The 14,673-nt window shown below is 59.0% G+C and carries 17 protein-coding genes; 12 read left to right on the forward strand and 5 right to left on the reverse strand.

Features of this window, described 5'->3' with window-relative positions:
* Window positions 1-11 precede the first annotated feature (11 nt).
* From hisA to BMX80_RS11375, 4 genes are all read left to right on the forward strand, one after another.
* Window positions 12-749 (forward strand): 1-(5-phosphoribosyl)-5-[(5-phosphoribosylamino)methylideneamino]imidazole-4-carboxamide isomerase, encoded by a 738-nt coding sequence (gene hisA / locus BMX80_RS11360; RefSeq protein ID WP_074868516.1) that lies wholly within the window; start codon window positions 12-14, stop codon window positions 747-749.
* Between the two features lie 107 nt (window positions 750-856).
* The gene (gene hisF, locus BMX80_RS11365; protein WP_071870980.1) at window positions 857-1,615 is read left to right on the forward strand and encodes an imidazole glycerol phosphate synthase subunit HisF; all 759 of its coding nucleotides are present in this window, start codon (window positions 857-859) and stop codon (window positions 1,613-1,615) included.
* A gap of 96 nt (window positions 1,616-1,711) precedes the next feature.
* Entirely contained in the window at window positions 1,712-2,458 is a 747-nt protein-coding gene (locus BMX80_RS11370) for a substrate-binding periplasmic protein (protein WP_074868519.1), read from the forward strand.
* Window positions 2,459-2,606: 148 nt separating this feature from the next.
* Entirely contained in the window at window positions 2,607-3,368 is a 762-nt protein-coding gene (locus BMX80_RS11375) for a substrate-binding periplasmic protein (RefSeq protein ID WP_071870978.1), read from the forward strand.
* A gap of 13 nt (window positions 3,369-3,381) precedes the next feature.
* On the opposite strand, the gene BMX80_RS11380 is transcribed toward BMX80_RS11375, so the two are convergent.
* From BMX80_RS11380 to gpmI, 4 genes are all read right to left on the reverse strand, one after another.
* Window positions 3,382-4,398 carry a divergent polysaccharide deacetylase family protein gene (locus BMX80_RS11380; RefSeq protein WP_083394312.1) on the reverse strand — a complete coding sequence of 339 codons (1,017 nt, stop codon included), beginning with the start codon at window positions 4,396-4,398 and terminating at the stop codon, window positions 3,382-3,384.
* The gene (locus BMX80_RS11385; RefSeq protein WP_074868522.1) at window positions 4,395-5,699 is read right to left on the reverse strand and encodes a S41 family peptidase; all 1,305 of its coding nucleotides are present in this window, start codon (window positions 5,697-5,699) and stop codon (window positions 4,395-4,397) included. Before BMX80_RS11385 ends, BMX80_RS11380 begins: the two co-directional genes overlap by 4 nt.
* Window positions 5,700-5,725: 26 nt before the next feature.
* Complete coding sequence (locus BMX80_RS11390) at window positions 5,726-6,964, reverse strand: murein hydrolase activator EnvC family protein (RefSeq protein ID WP_074868525.1); 1,239 nt, start codon at window positions 6,962-6,964, stop codon at window positions 5,726-5,728.
* 104 nt (window positions 6,965-7,068) lie between these two features.
* Window positions 7,069-8,601 (reverse strand): 2,3-bisphosphoglycerate-independent phosphoglycerate mutase, encoded by a 1,533-nt coding sequence (gene gpmI / locus BMX80_RS11395; protein ID WP_074868528.1) that lies wholly within the window; start codon window positions 8,599-8,601, stop codon window positions 7,069-7,071.
* 145 nt (window positions 8,602-8,746) lie between these two features.
* Here gpmI and BMX80_RS11400 point away from each other — a divergent pair, with 145 nt between their 5' ends.
* From BMX80_RS11400 to secB, 3 genes are read left to right on the forward strand one after another with little or no spacing between them, the layout of a single operon-like run.
* On the forward strand, window positions 8,747-9,160 hold the full coding sequence (locus BMX80_RS11400; RefSeq protein WP_071870974.1) for a rhodanese-like domain-containing protein: 414 nt from the start codon (window positions 8,747-8,749) through the stop codon (window positions 9,158-9,160).
* Window positions 9,160-9,414: a glutaredoxin 3 gene (gene grxC, locus BMX80_RS11405; protein WP_071870973.1), complete on the forward strand. Its 255-nt coding sequence runs from the start codon at window positions 9,160-9,162 to the stop codon at window positions 9,412-9,414. Before BMX80_RS11400 ends, grxC begins: the two co-directional genes overlap by 1 nt.
* A 26-nt stretch (window positions 9,415-9,440) precedes the next feature.
* Window positions 9,441-9,920, forward strand: coding sequence for a protein-export chaperone SecB (secB, locus tag BMX80_RS11410; RefSeq protein WP_071870972.1), 480 nt, complete (start codon window positions 9,441-9,443; stop codon window positions 9,918-9,920).
* 82 nt (window positions 9,921-10,002) lie between these two features.
* Here the strand turns inward: secB and trmL are convergent, their stop codons facing one another.
* Window positions 10,003-10,473: a tRNA (uridine(34)/cytosine(34)/5-carboxymethylaminomethyluridine(34)-2'-O)-methyltransferase TrmL gene (trmL, locus tag BMX80_RS11415; RefSeq protein ID WP_074868531.1), complete on the reverse strand. Its 471-nt coding sequence runs from the start codon at window positions 10,471-10,473 to the stop codon at window positions 10,003-10,005.
* 110 nt (window positions 10,474-10,583) lie between these two features.
* Between trmL and BMX80_RS11420 the strand changes: the two genes are divergently transcribed.
* Genes BMX80_RS11420 through mshL form a run of 5 tightly spaced genes read left to right on the forward strand, consistent with a single transcriptional unit; the run spans window position 10,584 to window position 14,673 of the window.
* The gene (locus BMX80_RS11420; protein ID WP_074868534.1) at window positions 10,584-11,501 is read left to right on the forward strand and encodes an MSHA biogenesis protein MshI; all 918 of its coding nucleotides are present in this window, start codon (window positions 10,584-10,586) and stop codon (window positions 11,499-11,501) included.
* Window positions 11,501-12,100, forward strand: a complete 600-nt coding sequence (locus BMX80_RS11425) for a PilN domain-containing protein (protein WP_071870969.1) — start codon at window positions 11,501-11,503, stop codon at window positions 12,098-12,100. The genes BMX80_RS11420 and BMX80_RS11425 overlap by 1 nt, the downstream gene beginning before the upstream one ends.
* Complete coding sequence (gene gspM, locus BMX80_RS11430) at window positions 12,097-12,771, forward strand: type II secretion system protein GspM (RefSeq protein ID WP_074868537.1); 675 nt, start codon at window positions 12,097-12,099, stop codon at window positions 12,769-12,771. The genes BMX80_RS11425 and gspM overlap by 4 nt, the downstream gene beginning before the upstream one ends.
* Window positions 12,764-13,087 (forward strand): Type II secretory pathway component, encoded by a 324-nt coding sequence (locus BMX80_RS11435; protein ID WP_235821638.1) that lies wholly within the window; start codon window positions 12,764-12,766, stop codon window positions 13,085-13,087. The genes gspM and BMX80_RS11435 overlap by 8 nt, the downstream gene beginning before the upstream one ends.
* Window positions 13,084-14,673: a pilus (MSHA type) biogenesis protein MshL gene (mshL, locus tag BMX80_RS11440; protein WP_074868540.1), complete on the forward strand. Its 1,590-nt coding sequence runs from the start codon at window positions 13,084-13,086 to the stop codon at window positions 14,671-14,673. The genes BMX80_RS11435 and mshL overlap by 4 nt, the downstream gene beginning before the upstream one ends.

A 14,673-nucleotide genomic window follows, 5' to 3' on the forward strand; every position in this document is an offset into this window, starting at 1 on the left:
AGGTTATCGCGATGCTGATTATCCCCGCCATTGATCTGAAAGACGGCGCCTGCGTACGCCTGCGCCAAGGCCGTATGGAAGACTCCACGGTGTTTTCTGACGACCCGGTGAGCATGGCCGCCAAGTGGGTCGACGGTGGCTGCCGCCGTCTGCACTTGGTCGATTTGAACGGCGCCTTCGAAGGCCAGCCGGTGAATGGCGAAGTGGTCACCGCGATTGCCAAGCGCTACCCCGGTCTGCCGATTCAAATTGGCGGCGGCATCCGCACACTGGAAACCATCGAGCACTATGTGCGCGCCGGCGTGAGCTACGTGATTATCGGCACCAAAGCCGTTAAACAGCCGGAGTTTGTGACCGAAGCTTGTAAAGCCTTCCCCGGCAAAGTGATCGTTGGGCTGGATGCCAAAGACGGCTTCGTGGCCACCGACGGTTGGGCGGAAGTCTCCAGCGTGCAGGCTACTGACTTGGCCAGGCGTTTCGAGGCTGACGGCGTGGCGGCCATCGTCTACACCGACATCGCTAAAGACGGCATGATGCAAGGCTGCAACATCGAAGCCACCGCAGCGCTGGCCGCCGCGAGCAAGATTCCGGTGATCGCCTCCGGCGGTATTCATAATCTGGGCGATATCCAAAAGCTGCTCGACGCGCGTAGCCCTGGCATTATCGGCGCCATCACTGGCCGGGCGATTTACGAAGGCACCTTAGATGTCGCCGAGGCGCAAGCCGTGTGCGACGCGTTTAACGCTTAACTTGAGAGCAGGGCGGGTTAGCCAACCCGCCATCTTGGTTGAGTCTGAATCTGAATCCGCATAGCGGGTTACGGCTGGCGGCCTAGCCCGCCCACGAGAGCATCGATATGGCACTGGCAAAACGCATTATTCCCTGCCTCGACGTCGACAACGGCCGCGTGGTCAAAGGCGTGCAGTTCGAGAACATCCGCGATGCGGGCGACCCGGTAGAAATCGCCCGTCGCTACGATGAGCAAGGCGCCGACGAGATCACCTTTCTCGACATCACCGCCAGCCACCAAGAGCGTGACACTACACTGCACACGGTCGAGCGCATGGCCAGCCAAGTGTTTATCCCGCTGACCGTCGGCGGCGGCGTGCGTACCGTGCAGGACATCCGCAATCTGCTGAATGCCGGCGCCGACAAAGTGTCGATCAACACCGCCGCGGTGTTTAATCCCGAGTTCGTCGGCGAGGCCGCCTCGCGCTTTGGTTCGCAGTGCATCGTGGTGGCCATCGACGCCAAGCGCGTGGGCGAAGGCCGCTGGGAAATCTTCACCCATGGCGGGCGCAAGCCCACCGGCTTAGATGCCGTGGAATGGGCGCGCAAGATGGAAGAGCTAGGCGCCGGCGAAATCCTCCTGACCAGCATGGATCAGGACGGCGTGAAGAGCGGTTATGACTTAGGTGTGACTCGTGCCATCAGTGATGCCATCCATATCCCTGTGATAGCCTCCGGCGGCGTGGGCAACTTGCAGCATCTGGCCGATGGCGTGTTGCAAGGGCGTGCCGATGCCGTGTTGGCGGCGAGCATTTTCCACTTTGGTGAGTACACCATCCCGGAAGCCAAGGCGTTTATGGCGGCGCAAGGGATTGTGATGCGCTAAGAGGCGGTCATCAAATCAGTCTCTTTTGAGCGTTTAGACGATAAGAACAAAACACGCGTAGCAACTGCGCTGCGCGCCAAGAAAAGGGGATCCTACATGTTGAAGCGTGCGTTGCTGGGCTTGTTGGCTGTTGGCCTGCTAAGCCAGCCGGTACAGGCCGAACAGGCCAAGATCATTCTCAGCACCGAGAATTTCCCGCCTTATAACATGGCCACCAACGGCAAGAACTTCGCCCGCGAAGACAGCATCGAAGGCATTGCCGTGGAAGTGGTGCAAGAGATGTTCAAGCGCGCTGGGGTGGAGTACTACCTTGCGCTGCGCTTCCCGTGGGACCGCGTTTACAACATGGCGCTAGAAAAGCCCAACCATGGCGTGTTCTCCACCGCGCGCACCCCCGAGCGGGAAAAAGAATTTAAGTGGGTTGGCCCCATCGGCCCAGACGACTGGGTGCTGCTGGCCAAAGCCGATAGTGCGCTGGCGGTCAACAGCTTAGAAGAAGCCAAGGCTTACACCATCGGCGCCTACAAAGGCGACGCCATCGAAGAGTACCTGCTGCAGCAGGGCATCGAGCCGAAGAGCTCGTTCAACGACAAAACCAACGTCGACAAGCTGCAAAAAGGCCAAATCGACCTGTGGGCCACTGGCGACCCAGCGGGCCGCTACTTGGCCAAGCAAGAAGGCGTGACGGGTCTTAAAACCGTGATGCGCTTTAACCAGGCCGAGCTGTGGCTGGCGCTGAATAAAGAGACTGACGATGCCATTGTCAGCAAGCTGCAAGGCGCGCTGGATCAAATGCGCAGCGAGGGGTTTGTCGATAAAACTCTGAATAAGTATCTGCAGTGAGCGTGATGATGGTCTATAAAAATGGGGCTTGATGCCCCATTTTTTGTGCGTGTATGTTGGGTGTGTGAAATATTTCACACGGTGTTGGTGAGCAGTTCTGCAAGACTGCATGCTCAAATAAAACAACCTCAATTTGAGAAGTAGAAGTATGAAAGCATCTTCCCTGCGTGGCTTCTTGCTGCTGGCTGCTTTGGTGTGTAGCGGCTTGGCGCGAGCTGAACTCCCTGAAAACTACAAAGTTGTGTTGCTAACGGAAAATTTCCCGCCGTTCAACATGGCGATCAATGACAAGAATTTTGCCCGTGAGGATTCGATTGATGGCATCAGTGCTGAGCTGGTGCGGGAGATGTTTCGTCGCGCGAAAATCGATTATGTGATGACCTTGCGCTTTCCATGGGATCGCATTTATCGCCTAACCCAAGAAAAACCAGGCTATGGCTTGTTCTCTACGAGTCGTACGCCTGAGCGAGAAAACCAATTTAAGTGGGTCGGCCCGCTGGGTAAAACGCAGCGTGTTTTGATGGCGAAAACGGAAAGCGCCCTGCAAGTTGGTAGCCTTGCTGAAGCGGCTCAGTATCGTGTTGGGGCGTATAAAAACTCGGCTGTTAGTCAAATGCTAGAAGCTGAAAATGTGCCTTTGATTAATGCCCTGCGCGATCAGGAAAACATCAAAAAGCTAACTAAGGGTCAGATTGACCTTTGGGCCACGAACGACCCTGTAGGGCGCTACCTTGCTAAACAGGAAGGCTTTCCGGGGGCGTTGAAGGTGGTGTACACCATCAACGAGTCGAATCTGTATTTGGCGCTAAATTTGGACACCCCGGACGAAGTCATCCAGCGCCTGCAACAAGCGCTGGATCAGATGCGCGCCGAGGGTTATGTCGACGACATCACCAACAGCTATCTGTAATCGACTGCTGCGTTCAGCGCCCGCCTTGTGCGGGCGTTGTCGTTTTCGGCTGGTAAATACCGCCGGAACCATGCGCGGCCATGGCGCGATTGCCACGCAGGGCGATCAGCGGTTTAAGCGGTAAAAGCTGCACGTGCTGGCTGGCCAGTTTGGGCAGCTCCTCGCGCAATACCTGCAAGGTGGCGGGGTAGGGATGGCCAATTAACAGCGCGGAGCCTTGCTGTTTGGCCAGTGCAATGCCTTTACGCCATTCGCTGCGGATATGGGCGAGATCGTTCTGATCATCCAAAAACACATCGCGCGACAAGCTGGCCAGTTGCGCTTGTTGGGCGCTGGCCGCCGCTTGGGTACTGGCGGCAGTGCGGCTATCGACAAAGAACAGTCGCTTGGCGGCCAACAGCTGCATCAGTTGCTGCATGCCGGCGCCGTCGCTGGTCATGCGGCTACCCATATGGTTATTCACCCCGCTGGCGCCGGGCACTTGTTGCAGTGCTTGCTGCAGGCGCTCGGCGCGCTCGCTTGGGCTTTGTTCGGGGGTTAGCGCATAGGGCCCAGTTGCCGGCGCCATGGGCATATGCAGCAGGATAGTGCGGCCTTGCTCGCGCGCCTCGTGGGCGAGGGTTTTGCTGTGCGCGGTGTCGGGCATGATCGCCAGCGCAATCTCTGGGGCTAGGGCCATCACTTGGCGGTCGCGGGCTAAATTGCCGCCTAAGTCATCAATGATGATGCTCAGCCAATAACCATTGGGCGCAGGGGGCGGCGTCGGTTTGCTGGCTTGGGGCTGGTTGGGCTCTGTTTGCAGCGGTGCGGCTGGTGTTCGCGCGGGTGCGGCTACCTTGCGAGTTGGGCTTGGCGGCGTTGGCTTAACAGGAGCGGCTAGCGTGTCGCGCGTGGGGGCGCTGTTGGCGGCGGGTAATGTCGGCAGCGCTTGGGTATGCCCAAGGCTGCCGGGTAGCGGTGCGGCGGGGTTAGCCCAAGCGCTACTGCCGAGCAGGCAGAGACACAGGCTAACGCCGCGCACGCGGCTCATAGCGAGCGGGTGATGTTCAGGCCTTTGAGCAGGTTCAGTGCCTGATTGAGCTGATAGTCGTTGTCTTGCGGACGCTCTTGGCGCGCTTTCTTGTCTTTGCTCGGCTTGTCGGCGCCGCCATTGCCGTTGCCCAGATGGCCTTCGAGGTCGGCCTCTTTGTAGCCGGCAAAGTCATCGTCTTGCTCGCGGGTCACGCGGGCGCGCTGCACTTCGATATCCGGCACTATACCTTGGGCCTGAATAGAGCGGTCTTTCGGCGTGTAATACAAAGCCGTGGTGAGCTTTAGCGCGCGCTCGTTATTCAGCGGCAGCACAGTTTGTACTGAGCCTTTGCCGAAGCTATCGGTGCCCATAATCACCGCACGCTTGTGGTCTTGCAGGGCGCCGGCAACGATCTCAGAGGCCGATGCGGTGCCGCCGTTAATCAGCACCACCAGCGGGGCGTTTTCCAGCTTGTCGGCTGGGGTGGCCGAGAAGCGCAGCTCGGCGTTGCTGTCGCGGCCCTTGGTGTAGACGATCAGGCCTTTACGCAGGAAGTGATCGGACACTTCCACCGCCGCTTGCAGCACGCCGCCGGGGTTGTTGCGCAAGTCCAGCACTAAGCCATTGAGCTTGCCGCCTGCGTCTTTTTGCAGCTTATCCAGCGCCTTGCCGACTTGTTCGCCGGTGTTGACTTGGAACTGGGTGATGCGCAGGTAGCCGTAGCCATCTTCGAGCATCTGGCGCTTCACGCTTTGTACTTTGATCGCCGCGCGGGTGATTTCGACATCAAACGGCAGGCCGCCGTCGCGCACTAAGGTGAGGGTGATCTTGCTGCCGGGTTTGCCGCGCATTTTGTCCACGGCTTCGCTGATGCCTAAGCCTTGGGTCGGCTGGCCGTCGATTTTGATGATCAAATCACCGGCTTCGATGCCCGCTTCAGCGGCTGGGGTGTCGTCGATGGGGCTGACCACTTTGACGATGCCGTCTTCCACGCCGACTTCAATGCCTAAGCCGCCGAACTCGCCGGTGGTGCTCTCTTGCAGCTCGTTAAAGGCTTCCGGCTCTAGATAAGCGCTGTGCGGGTCGAGGCCGCTGAGCATGCCTTTAATGGCGTTTTCCAGCAGGGTTTTGTCGTCCACCGGCTCAACGTAGGCGGCTTTGATGCGGTCGAGCACTTCGGCAAAGGTGCGCAGGTCATCCAGCGGCAGCGCTGCTTTGCTCTCGTCGTCGCCGTGCTCGGCCAAGGCGTAGGGGCTTAGCACAGTGCACAGCGCGAGGCTGGCGGCCAGCAGTGTGCGGCTAAAGGGCAGTGCAAGCATGCAGGTTCTCCTGAAATTGCGGACGCTTATCCCTGCGTCCGGCACCACTGGCCGGGATCACTGGGTTTACCTTGTTGGCGAATGGCGAAGTACAGCGCGGGCGTGGTTTGCCCGCCGCTGCTGCCAACCGTGGCGATAGTTTCACCGGCGCGCACGTGTTGGCCTGGGGTCTTCAGTAAGGTTTGATTGTAGCCGTAGAGGCTTAAATAGCCGCCGCCGTGATCGACGATCAGTAGCAAACCGGCGCCGCGTAGCCATTCGGCGAATACCACGCGGCCATCGTGAATGGCGCGTACTTCACTGCCGGCGGGGGCGCCGAGTAACACGCCATCCCAGCTTAAACGCGCATCTTCGCTGCGCGGGCTGCCGTATTTAGCCAGTAGTTGCCCGTTCACCGGCCATGGCAAGCGGCCGCGGGCTTTAGCAAAAGGGCCTTCGACACCGTTGCCGGTGCTCACTGCGATCACCGCTTTGCCGGTTTGCGGATGAGTTTGCGCGGCGGCTAACTGCGCTTGCCGTTCGCGCTCGGCGCGTTCGTGGGCTTGCCGCGCCAGTTCTGCTTCGATGCTGGCCAGTACTTGATTGAGGCGTTTTTGCTCGGCTTGTTTGGCGGTTAATTTGCCGCCTTGCTGACGCAGGTTGCTGTTGAGCTTAGCGACCAGCGCTTTGCGTTCGCTGCGTACTTCTTCGAGCTTGGCCAGCTGCATGTCTAAATTGCCGCGCTGGCCTTCCAGTTGCAGCTGCTGTTTGGCGATATCGGTTTCGACATTGGCCAGTTGCTGCAAAGTGGTGTTGAAGGTGTCGAGCTGCTCTAGGCGCGCTTGGTTTAAATAGTCGTAATAGGTCAACGTGCGGCTTAAGTTTTCCGGCTGCTGCTGGTTAAGCAGCAGGCGCAGATACTCTTGGCGACCGCTTTGAAAGGCGGCGCGGGCCTGCACGCTGATCTGCTGATGCTGGGCGGCCTTGGCATCAAGGAGTTTTTTTTTCTCGTCTTGCAGGTTGTCGAGTTCTTTTTCGGACTCGTCCATCTGCTGCTGGATGTCTTTAACGTCTTTTTCCAGCTCGCCCATTTGTCGCTCGGTTTTTTGTAGCGACTTTTCGACCCCGGATTTTTCCGTGCGGATTTTATCCAGCAGCTTTTGCAGGGCTTTGATGTCGTCTTCGGCGGCTTTAAGTTCGCGCTGAGTCTGCGCCTTATCGGCAGGGTCGGCGGCTTGCAGAGGTAATGCAAACAGCAGGCAGAGAGCGGCAAGAGGCAGGCGCATGGTGGTCCACGGTGGGCGAATAACGGCTTAAGTATGCCGGTTACCTCAGCCAAAAAAAACGCCCTACCACTGGGGTAGGGCGTTATTGCGATCTGATGCGGTAATTAAATGCCTGTCAGCAGATTTTTACCGCTCATTTCCGCCGGTTGCGGCAGGCCGAGCAGGGCCAGCATAGTCGGTGCTACGTCGGACAAAATGCCGCCTTCGCGGATAGTCACGGCGCGCTTACCCACGTAGATAAACGGCACAGGCTCGCAAGTGTGTGCGGTGTGCGCTTGGCCGGTGCACTCGTCTTCCATCTGCTCGACATTGCCGTGGTCGGCGGTGATCAGCGCTTCGCCACCGACTTTCTCCAGCGCCTCGACGATGCGACCTACGCAGCTGTCGAGGGTTTCCACGGCTTTTACCGCTGCGCTAAATACGCCGGTGTGACCGACCATGTCGCCGTTGGCGTAGTTGACGATGATCACGTCGTAACGCTGGTTTTCGATGGCATCGACGATTTTGTCGGTGACTTCTGGGGCGCTCATCTCCGGCTGCAGGTCGTAGGTGGCGACGTCTGGCGAAGGAATCAAAATGCGCTCTTCGCCGGCGAAGGGTTCTTCACGACCGCCGGAGAAGAAGAAGGTCACGTGGGCGTATTTTTCGGTTTCCGCGATGCGTAGCTGAGTCAGGCCCTTGTCGGCGAGGTATTCGCCGAGCACGTTGGTCAGCGCTTCGGGGGCGAAGGCGCACGGTGCGGGGATGCTCGCCGAGTACTGGGTGAGCATCACAAAACCGGCCAGTTGCGGCGCGCGGCTACGGGCGAACTCGCTGAAGTCGGCCTCAACAAAGGCGCGGCTCAGCTCGCGGGCGCGGTCGGCGCGGAAGTTCATAAACACCACGGCGTCGCCGTCTGCCACCTTAACCGCTTCGCCGATGGTAGTGGCCTTCACAAATTCGTCGCTCTCGTCGCGGGCATAGGCGGCGGCAAGGCCGTCTTGCGCGCTGGCGGCGTTAAATTCGCCGTCGCCATCGACAATCAGGCGGTAGGCTTTTTCGACGCGATCCCAGCGGTTGTCACGGTCCATAGCAAAGTAGCGGCCGGTCAGGCTGGCGATGCGGCCTTTGCCGATCTTGGCGAGTTCTTCTTCGAGGTAGCCAATGTAGTCGGCGGCGCTTTTCGGCGGCGTGTCGCGGCCATCTAAGAAGGCGTGCACATAAATGTGCTCGGCGCCGCGCTCGGCGGCCAGCTTGACCATAGCGGCGAGGTGTTCTTGATGGCTGTGGACGCCGCCATCAGACAGCAAGCCCAGCACGTGCACGGCTTTGCCGTTGCTAACGGCTTTATCTACCGCTTGGGTGATGGCGGGGTTAGCGAAGAACTCGCCGTCCCGAATCGCTTTGGTCACGCGGGTGAAGTCTTGGTACACCACGCGGCCTGCGCCTAAGTTCATGTGGCCGACTTCGGAGTTGCCCATTTGCCCGTCTGGCAAGCCGACATCCATGCCAGAGCCTGAGATCAAACCATGCGGTTGGCGAGCTTTGAGCGCATCCAGCACCGGCGTGTTGGCCGCGTAGATGGCGTTGTGCTCGGGGTTGTCACTGTGGCCGAAGCCGTCGAGGATCATCAGAACCAGAGGTTTGCGCAGGGACATGGGCAACAGACTTTCGCTAGCTAATTAGGAAGGGCTCGCATTTTACCCGTATGCCGCACGGCGCGCCACGCGGGGCGTGCCTTCCCAGCGGCCGCTTGGCGTGTATACTGGCCCGCCTGTTTTTGCTGCCTGAGTCGCACGCGTCATGTTTTCCCAGCTGATCGAATTCGTCTCCAATCACTACCTGCTCAGCACTGCCTTTGTGGTGTTGTTGTGCTTGTTCATTCTTAACGAAACCCGCCGCAGCGGCCGCAGCCTAACGGCGCGTGAGTTGACTGCGATGGTCAACCAAGACACTGCCGTGCTGGTGGATATTCGTCCGAAGAAAGATTTCACCGCCGGGCATATCGCCGGGGCCGTGAGCATCCCTAACGACAAACTGGCTAGCCGCATCAGCGAGCTGGACAAGTTCAAAGACAAAACCGTGATCGTGGTGGACGAGAACGGTATGCACGCCGGTACTGCGTGCACAGCGCTGGGCAAGGCGGGCTTCCAAGTCGCCAAGCTGTCTGGCGGTGTGGCCAGCTGGCGTGCAGACGCGCTGCCTTTGGTGAAGTAATGGCCCGCGTGGTGATGTATTCTAGCCAATGGTGCCCATTCTGCGTGCGCGCCAAGCAGCTGCTGGAGCGCAAGGGCGTGAGCTTCGAGGATATCTCCGTCGATGGCCGCCCCGCGGTGCGCAACGAGATGACTCGCAAAGCCGGGCGCACCTCAGTGCCGCAAATCTGGATTAACGATTTTCATGTCGGCGGTTGCGACGATCTCTATGCTCTAGAACGCGCCGGTCGACTCGATGCCCTGCTTGCAGGGTAAGCATTCCAACAAGAAGGACTTATTCCATGACTGAACAAACTGCCAACGGCGCCGCCGCAGCTACTGAGCAAGAAGCACAATTCTCGCTGCAGCGCATTTACGTGCGTGACTCTTCTTTTGAAGCGCCGAAAGCCCCGCAAATCTTCCGCCAAGAGTGGAAGCCGCAAGTAGGTCTGGATCTGAACACCAAGCACACCCAGCTCGAAGGCGACTTCCACGAAGTGGTACTGACCCTGAGCGTGGAAGTGAAAGTCGGTGACGAAGTGGCCTTTATTGCTGAAGTGGAGCAGGCCGGTATCTTCCTGATCAGCGGTCTGGAGCAGGGCGCAATGGCGCACACCTTGGGCGCGTTCTGCCCGAACATCCTGTTCCCCTATGCGCGTGAAAACATCGACAACCTGGTAGTGAAGGGCAGCTTCCCGGCCCTGATGCTGCAACCGGTGAACTTCGATGCGCTGTTCGCCCAAGAGATGGCGCGTCAGCAGCAGGTTGCCGGCAACGCTTAATCAGCGTTTCTCAGCGATATAAAAAGGGCGCCCTGATCGGCGCCCTTTTTGCGTTTTTGGGTTTGCGTTTTGCGGCTTGCCGTTACGTGTCTTGACTGCCGACAAAGCCCAGCTGGCGCCATGCTTCGTAGACTACGACGGCGGCAGCGTTGGACAAGTTCAAGCTGCGACTTTGCGGCAGCATGGGCAGGCGAATGCGTTGCTCCGGCGGCACGCTTTCGCGCACCTCAACCGGTAGCCCACGGCTTTCTGGGCCGAATAGCAGCAAGTCGCCGGCTTGGTAGCTCACCTTGGTGTAGCAGTGGCTGCCTTTGGTGGTCATGGCCAGCACGCGTTGCGGCTTAATCGCCGCGAGGCAGTCCTCCAGCGAGGCATGCACTTGCGCGCGTGCCCACTCGTGGTAGTCCAAGCCGGCGCGGCGCAGGCGTTTGTCGTCCAGCACAAAGCCTAACGGCTCGATTAAGTGCAGGCGAAAGCCAGTGTTGGCGCAGAGGCGGATGATATTGCCCGTGTTGGGCGGTATCTCGGGTTCATACAGTGCAAGATCAATCATTTAGCGGAACTATTAAAAGTTGTGTCTATAAAAAGGCTTGGCGCTGGCAATTGACGTTCAAATGACTATCCTCAGGCTAAGCGAGGAGCATTTTGCCGGGAGCAACCAGTTTGAACTGGTTTAAGAAAAAAAAGAAAAACACGGCTGGGGGGCTGGTCGGTATTGAGTTCGGGCCAGAGGGCTTTGCCGTGGCGCAGGTCGAGCGCGCCGACGAAGGCGAGCCGTCCTTAACCTGCTGCCAGTTTGTCGAATGCGCCGAGGCGGAGCAAGCGGCGCGTCTTGCCGAGAGCGTGAAAAGCCTTGGTCTTGCCGGGCAAGAAGCGGTGGTGGTTTTGCACCCGGCCAATTACCAGTTTCTGCTCCTCGATCGCCCCGAAGTGCCCGATGAAGAACTGCGCGAGGCGCTGCAATGGCGGCTCAAAGACCTGATCGACGACGACCCCGAGCAAGTGGTGTTCGACGTCCTCACCCTGCCGGATGATGCCTACCGTGGCCGCGCCAAGATGGCCTATCTGGTGGTGGTCAGCAAAGCGCTGGTGTTAGACCTAAGGCACAAACTGCGCGAAGCCGGCTTAAAGCTGCGCTATGTCGATATCACCGAAATGGCCTTCCGCAATCTTGGCCTGCTTGCTGCGGCGCCGGGGGTTAATGCCGCGCTGCTGCGGCTGCGCTCCACCGAAGGTCTGATTACCGTGCAGCAGGGTGAAGACCTGTACATGGTGCGCCGTGTCGAGCTGGGCCTAAACGCCCTAGCGCAGGGTTACGACAACATGCTGCTGGAAGTGCAGCGCTCGCTCGATTACTACGAAAGCCAGATCGGCAAAGGTGCCGTGGGGCGCTTATTACTGCTGCCCTCCAAGCGCGCCAGTGAGCCGGTATTGGATGCACTGAAAATCGGCTTGGCGGCGCGGATTGATCGCCTCGATCTGCCGGCGCTGTTTGCTCAAGCCCCCGAGCTGGATGAGCGCACCCAAGCTTATTGCTTAGCCGCTGTAGGTGGCGCCTTGCGTCAGGAGGCGTCGGCCTGATGCGCAATATCAACCTCTATCGCCTCGAACGGCCGCGCCGGCAATCCACCCCGCTACTGCGTCACGCCAAGCTAGGCGCGTTTGTGTTGGTGCCGCTGTTGATCGCGCATGCCAGTTGGTTGGGCTGGCAGCTGCAGCAGGCCAAACAGCGCACCGCGCAGCTGCGCGTTGGCGCCGAATTGATTCAGCAAGAACGTGAGCAGCTGGAAGAAAACTTTCGTCTGCCGGTGCTCGATGAAGCCCTGCCGCTGGAGCTGGCCAAGGCGGAAGCGGTGAACCGCGAGCTGGAGCGCCTCGATGATTATCTGCGCCTGCTCGACAGCGCTGCGGTGGGCGGCTATGCCAGTGTGCTGCAAGGTTTGTCCGAGCGGCATCAGCAAGGCATCTGGCTGACCCGCATTGAGCTTAACGAAGGCTTGGCGCTGCTGCGCTTGCGTGGCAATGCCAGCAGTCAGGCGCAGGTTAAACCGTATCTCGATTCTTTAGGTGGCCACGGCGCGTTCACCGGGCGTTTGTTTCGCCAGTTTGAGCTCAAGCGCGATGAGGCGGGCTTCCAGCATTTCAGCTTGTCCAGCGACCTGCAGGAGGCCACGCCATGAAAGCCTTGTTAGCGCGTTGGTATGGGCTTAATGCACGGGAGCAAAATTTGGCCTTGCTGGTCGCCTTCGCCGTGTTCGGCATGCTCTATGTGCTGGTAGTGGTTGATCCGCTCGAGGCGGCGATCAAGGCACAGCACGCTGAGGTGAGTCAGCTGTCGACACAAATGGACGACAACCAGAGTGCACTAACGGACATGCAAGGCAAGCTCGCCGCTGACCCGAACTTGCCTTACCGCACGCGCCTGTTGGCGGCGCAAGACCGGCAGAACCAGCTACAGGCGCAGTTGGATGGCCAGACTGCGGCGTTGATTTCGCCGCAACAGATGAAAAACCTGCTGCAAACCTTGCTCAAAGAACAGCCCGGTTTGCAGCTCAATGCGCTCAGTAGTTTTAGCGAGCCGCTGCAGTTATCTAAGCCTGATGCCGATAAACCCGATGCAGATAAAACTGACGCGCCGCCGGTAGCGGTGCTGTATCGCCACGGGGTACGCATGCAGTTATCGGGCAGTTATTTCTATGTGCTGAAGTATTTGCAGCAAGTGGAAGGCAGTGGCTGGCGGCTGTATTGGCAGCGTCTGGATTACCGGGTCGGTGAGGCCGGGCCGAGTCATGCTGAGATCGAATTGGAGGTCTATACCTTGAGCCGTTCAGCGGAGTGGATCGGTGTTTAAGTTGGCCCTGTTAGCCAGCGCGCTGCTGGGCGCGGCTAGCGCTTGGGCGGCCGTCGACCCAACCTTGCCACCGGCAGGGCAAGCCGCCGTGTCTGCTGCGCAAGCCAGTGAAGAAACCTTGCAGCTACAAGCCATCTTGCGTGACCGCCGGGGGGCGGTGCGCGCCATGATTAACGGCCAAAGCCTAAGCGTGGGTGACCGTATTGGCGGGCATCAGCTGGTGGCGATCAATAAAGCAGACGTTGTCTTAGAACACGCCGGTCAGCAGCGCACAGTGCGTTTGGCGCGCCCGGTCATAACGAAGAGTCGACCATGATCAAACCAACACATTCGCTAACCGTGCTACTGCTGTTGGGGGCCTTGAGCTTAAGCGCATGCCAGTCGTTTCGTGATGGTGAGCAGCAACTCTACGAGCAGACCAACCGCCAGCTAGACGAAGCGCTGAAGCAAAGTCGCGAACACAATCGCCCACCGGCGGCGGTGCAGGCGGCGCTGATTCCGCCGCTTAACTACGACAACCTGCCGGTGCGCAGTGGCCCGCGTTTCGATGTGTCGGCCATTGATATGCCGGCGCGCGAATTCTTTCTAAGCCTGATGGAAGGCGCCGGGCAAAACCTAGTGGTCGCCCCGCAAGTGGATGGGCTGATTACCTTCAACTTGAAAAACGTCACCCTCGAAGAAGTCTTGGCGGCGGTGCGCGATGTGTACGGGTTTGACTTCCAGCGCACTGCCTACGGCTATCGCATCCTGCCCAATCAGGTAATCACCCGCACCTACGATGTCGATTACCTCAACGTGCAGCGTGAAGGCGTGTCAGAAACCCAAGTCAGCTCCGGGCAAGCCACTACCAGCAATAGCTCGGACTCCAGCAGTGGCGGCACTACCACCAGCACCAGCTCGAGCACAGTGCCGGCCAGCCGTTTGACTACCACCAGCACCTCCGACCTGTGGGCCGAGTTGCAAACTGTGGTGGCGATGATTATCGGCGGCGAAGACGCCAACAGCGTGGTGGTTAACCCGCAGGCAGGCCTGTTGGTGGTGCGCGCTTCGGTGAGCGATCAGCAAGCGGTGGAAAGCTTCCTCGCTCAAGCGCAGCGCAACTTGCAGCGCCAAGTGGTGCTGGAAGCGAAGATTCTCGAAGTACGCCTCGACGATGGCTTTCAGGCTGGGGTGAACTGGCAGTACTTCTCAGGGCAAAAAGGCGTCACGGCTGGTGGTGCTGCGCTAGGCGGCAGCACAGGTATTGATGGGGTGTTTGGCTTTGTCTTTGACTTCGGCAAGTTCGAAGGCGCGATTGAGCTGCTCGAAACCCAAGGTGAAGTGCGCGTGCTGTCTAACCCAAGGGTTTCCACCCTGAATAACCAAAAAGCGGTGATTAAAGTCGGCACTGATGAGTACTTCGTCACCGACGTCTCGACCACCACCACAACCACCTCTGGTGGCACCAGTTCGCCAGATTTGGACATCACCCTGACGCCGTTCTTCTCCGGTATCTCCTTAGATGTCACCCCGCAAATCGACCAGCGTGACGACGTGACGCTGCATGTGCGCCCGACTATCAGCAAGGTCGAAGACCAGAACAAATCTATTCTGCTCGGTGATGCCGAGTTCAACCTGCCGCTGGCGCTGTCGACCACCCGTCAATCGGACTCCATCGTGCGCGCCAAAAGCGGCCAAGTGGTGGTGATCGGCGGCTTAATGCAAAACGCCAACGACAACACCGACGCCGGTTTGCCGTGGGCCACACAGCTGCCAGTGATTGGCGGCTTGTTTAAACAGCAACGCAAAGCCCTGCAAAAGAGTGAGCTGGTGATTCTGCTGCGCCCGGTGGTGGTGGCGAATAACGAAACTTGGCTGCGTCAGATTCAAGACAGCGCCGAAGCCTTCAAGGTGCTGAGGTAA

It is taken from the genome of Atopomonas hussainii, from assembly GCF_900109735.1.
Taxonomy (GTDB): domain Bacteria; phylum Pseudomonadota; class Gammaproteobacteria; order Pseudomonadales; family Pseudomonadaceae; genus Atopomonas; species Atopomonas hussainii.

Coding starts and splice junctions, on each gene's coding strand:
- hisA (WP_074868516.1), top strand. CDS start 12: ATGCTGATTATCCCCGCCATTGATCTGAAAGACGGCGCCTGCGTACGC.
- hisF (WP_071870980.1), top strand. CDS start 857: ATGGCACTGGCAAAACGCATTATTCCCTGCCTCGACGTCGACAACGGC.
- BMX80_RS11370 (WP_074868519.1), top strand. CDS start 1,712: ATGTTGAAGCGTGCGTTGCTGGGCTTGTTGGCTGTTGGCCTGCTAAGC.
- BMX80_RS11375 (WP_071870978.1), top strand. CDS start 2,607: ATGAAAGCATCTTCCCTGCGTGGCTTCTTGCTGCTGGCTGCTTTGGTG.
- BMX80_RS11380 (WP_083394312.1), bottom strand. CDS start 4,398: ATGAGCCGCGTGCGCGGCGTTAGCCTGTGTCTCTGCCTGCTCGGCAGT.
- BMX80_RS11385 (WP_074868522.1), bottom strand. CDS start 5,699: ATGCTTGCACTGCCCTTTAGCCGCACACTGCTGGCCGCCAGCCTCGCG.
- BMX80_RS11390 (WP_074868525.1), bottom strand. CDS start 6,964: ATGCGCCTGCCTCTTGCCGCTCTCTGCCTGCTGTTTGCATTACCTCTG.
- gpmI (WP_074868528.1), bottom strand. CDS start 8,601: ATGTCCCTGCGCAAACCTCTGGTTCTGATGATCCTCGACGGCTTCGGC.
- BMX80_RS11400 (WP_071870974.1), top strand. CDS start 8,747: ATGTTTTCCCAGCTGATCGAATTCGTCTCCAATCACTACCTGCTCAGC.
- grxC (WP_071870973.1), top strand. CDS start 9,160: ATGGCCCGCGTGGTGATGTATTCTAGCCAATGGTGCCCATTCTGCGTG.
- secB (WP_071870972.1), top strand. CDS start 9,441: ATGACTGAACAAACTGCCAACGGCGCCGCCGCAGCTACTGAGCAAGAA.
- trmL (WP_074868531.1), bottom strand. CDS start 10,473: ATGATTGATCTTGCACTGTATGAACCCGAGATACCGCCCAACACGGGC.
- BMX80_RS11425 (WP_071870969.1), top strand. CDS start 11,501: ATGCGCAATATCAACCTCTATCGCCTCGAACGGCCGCGCCGGCAATCC.
- gspM (WP_074868537.1), top strand. CDS start 12,097: ATGAAAGCCTTGTTAGCGCGTTGGTATGGGCTTAATGCACGGGAGCAA.
- mshL (WP_074868540.1), top strand. CDS start 13,084: ATGATCAAACCAACACATTCGCTAACCGTGCTACTGCTGTTGGGGGCC.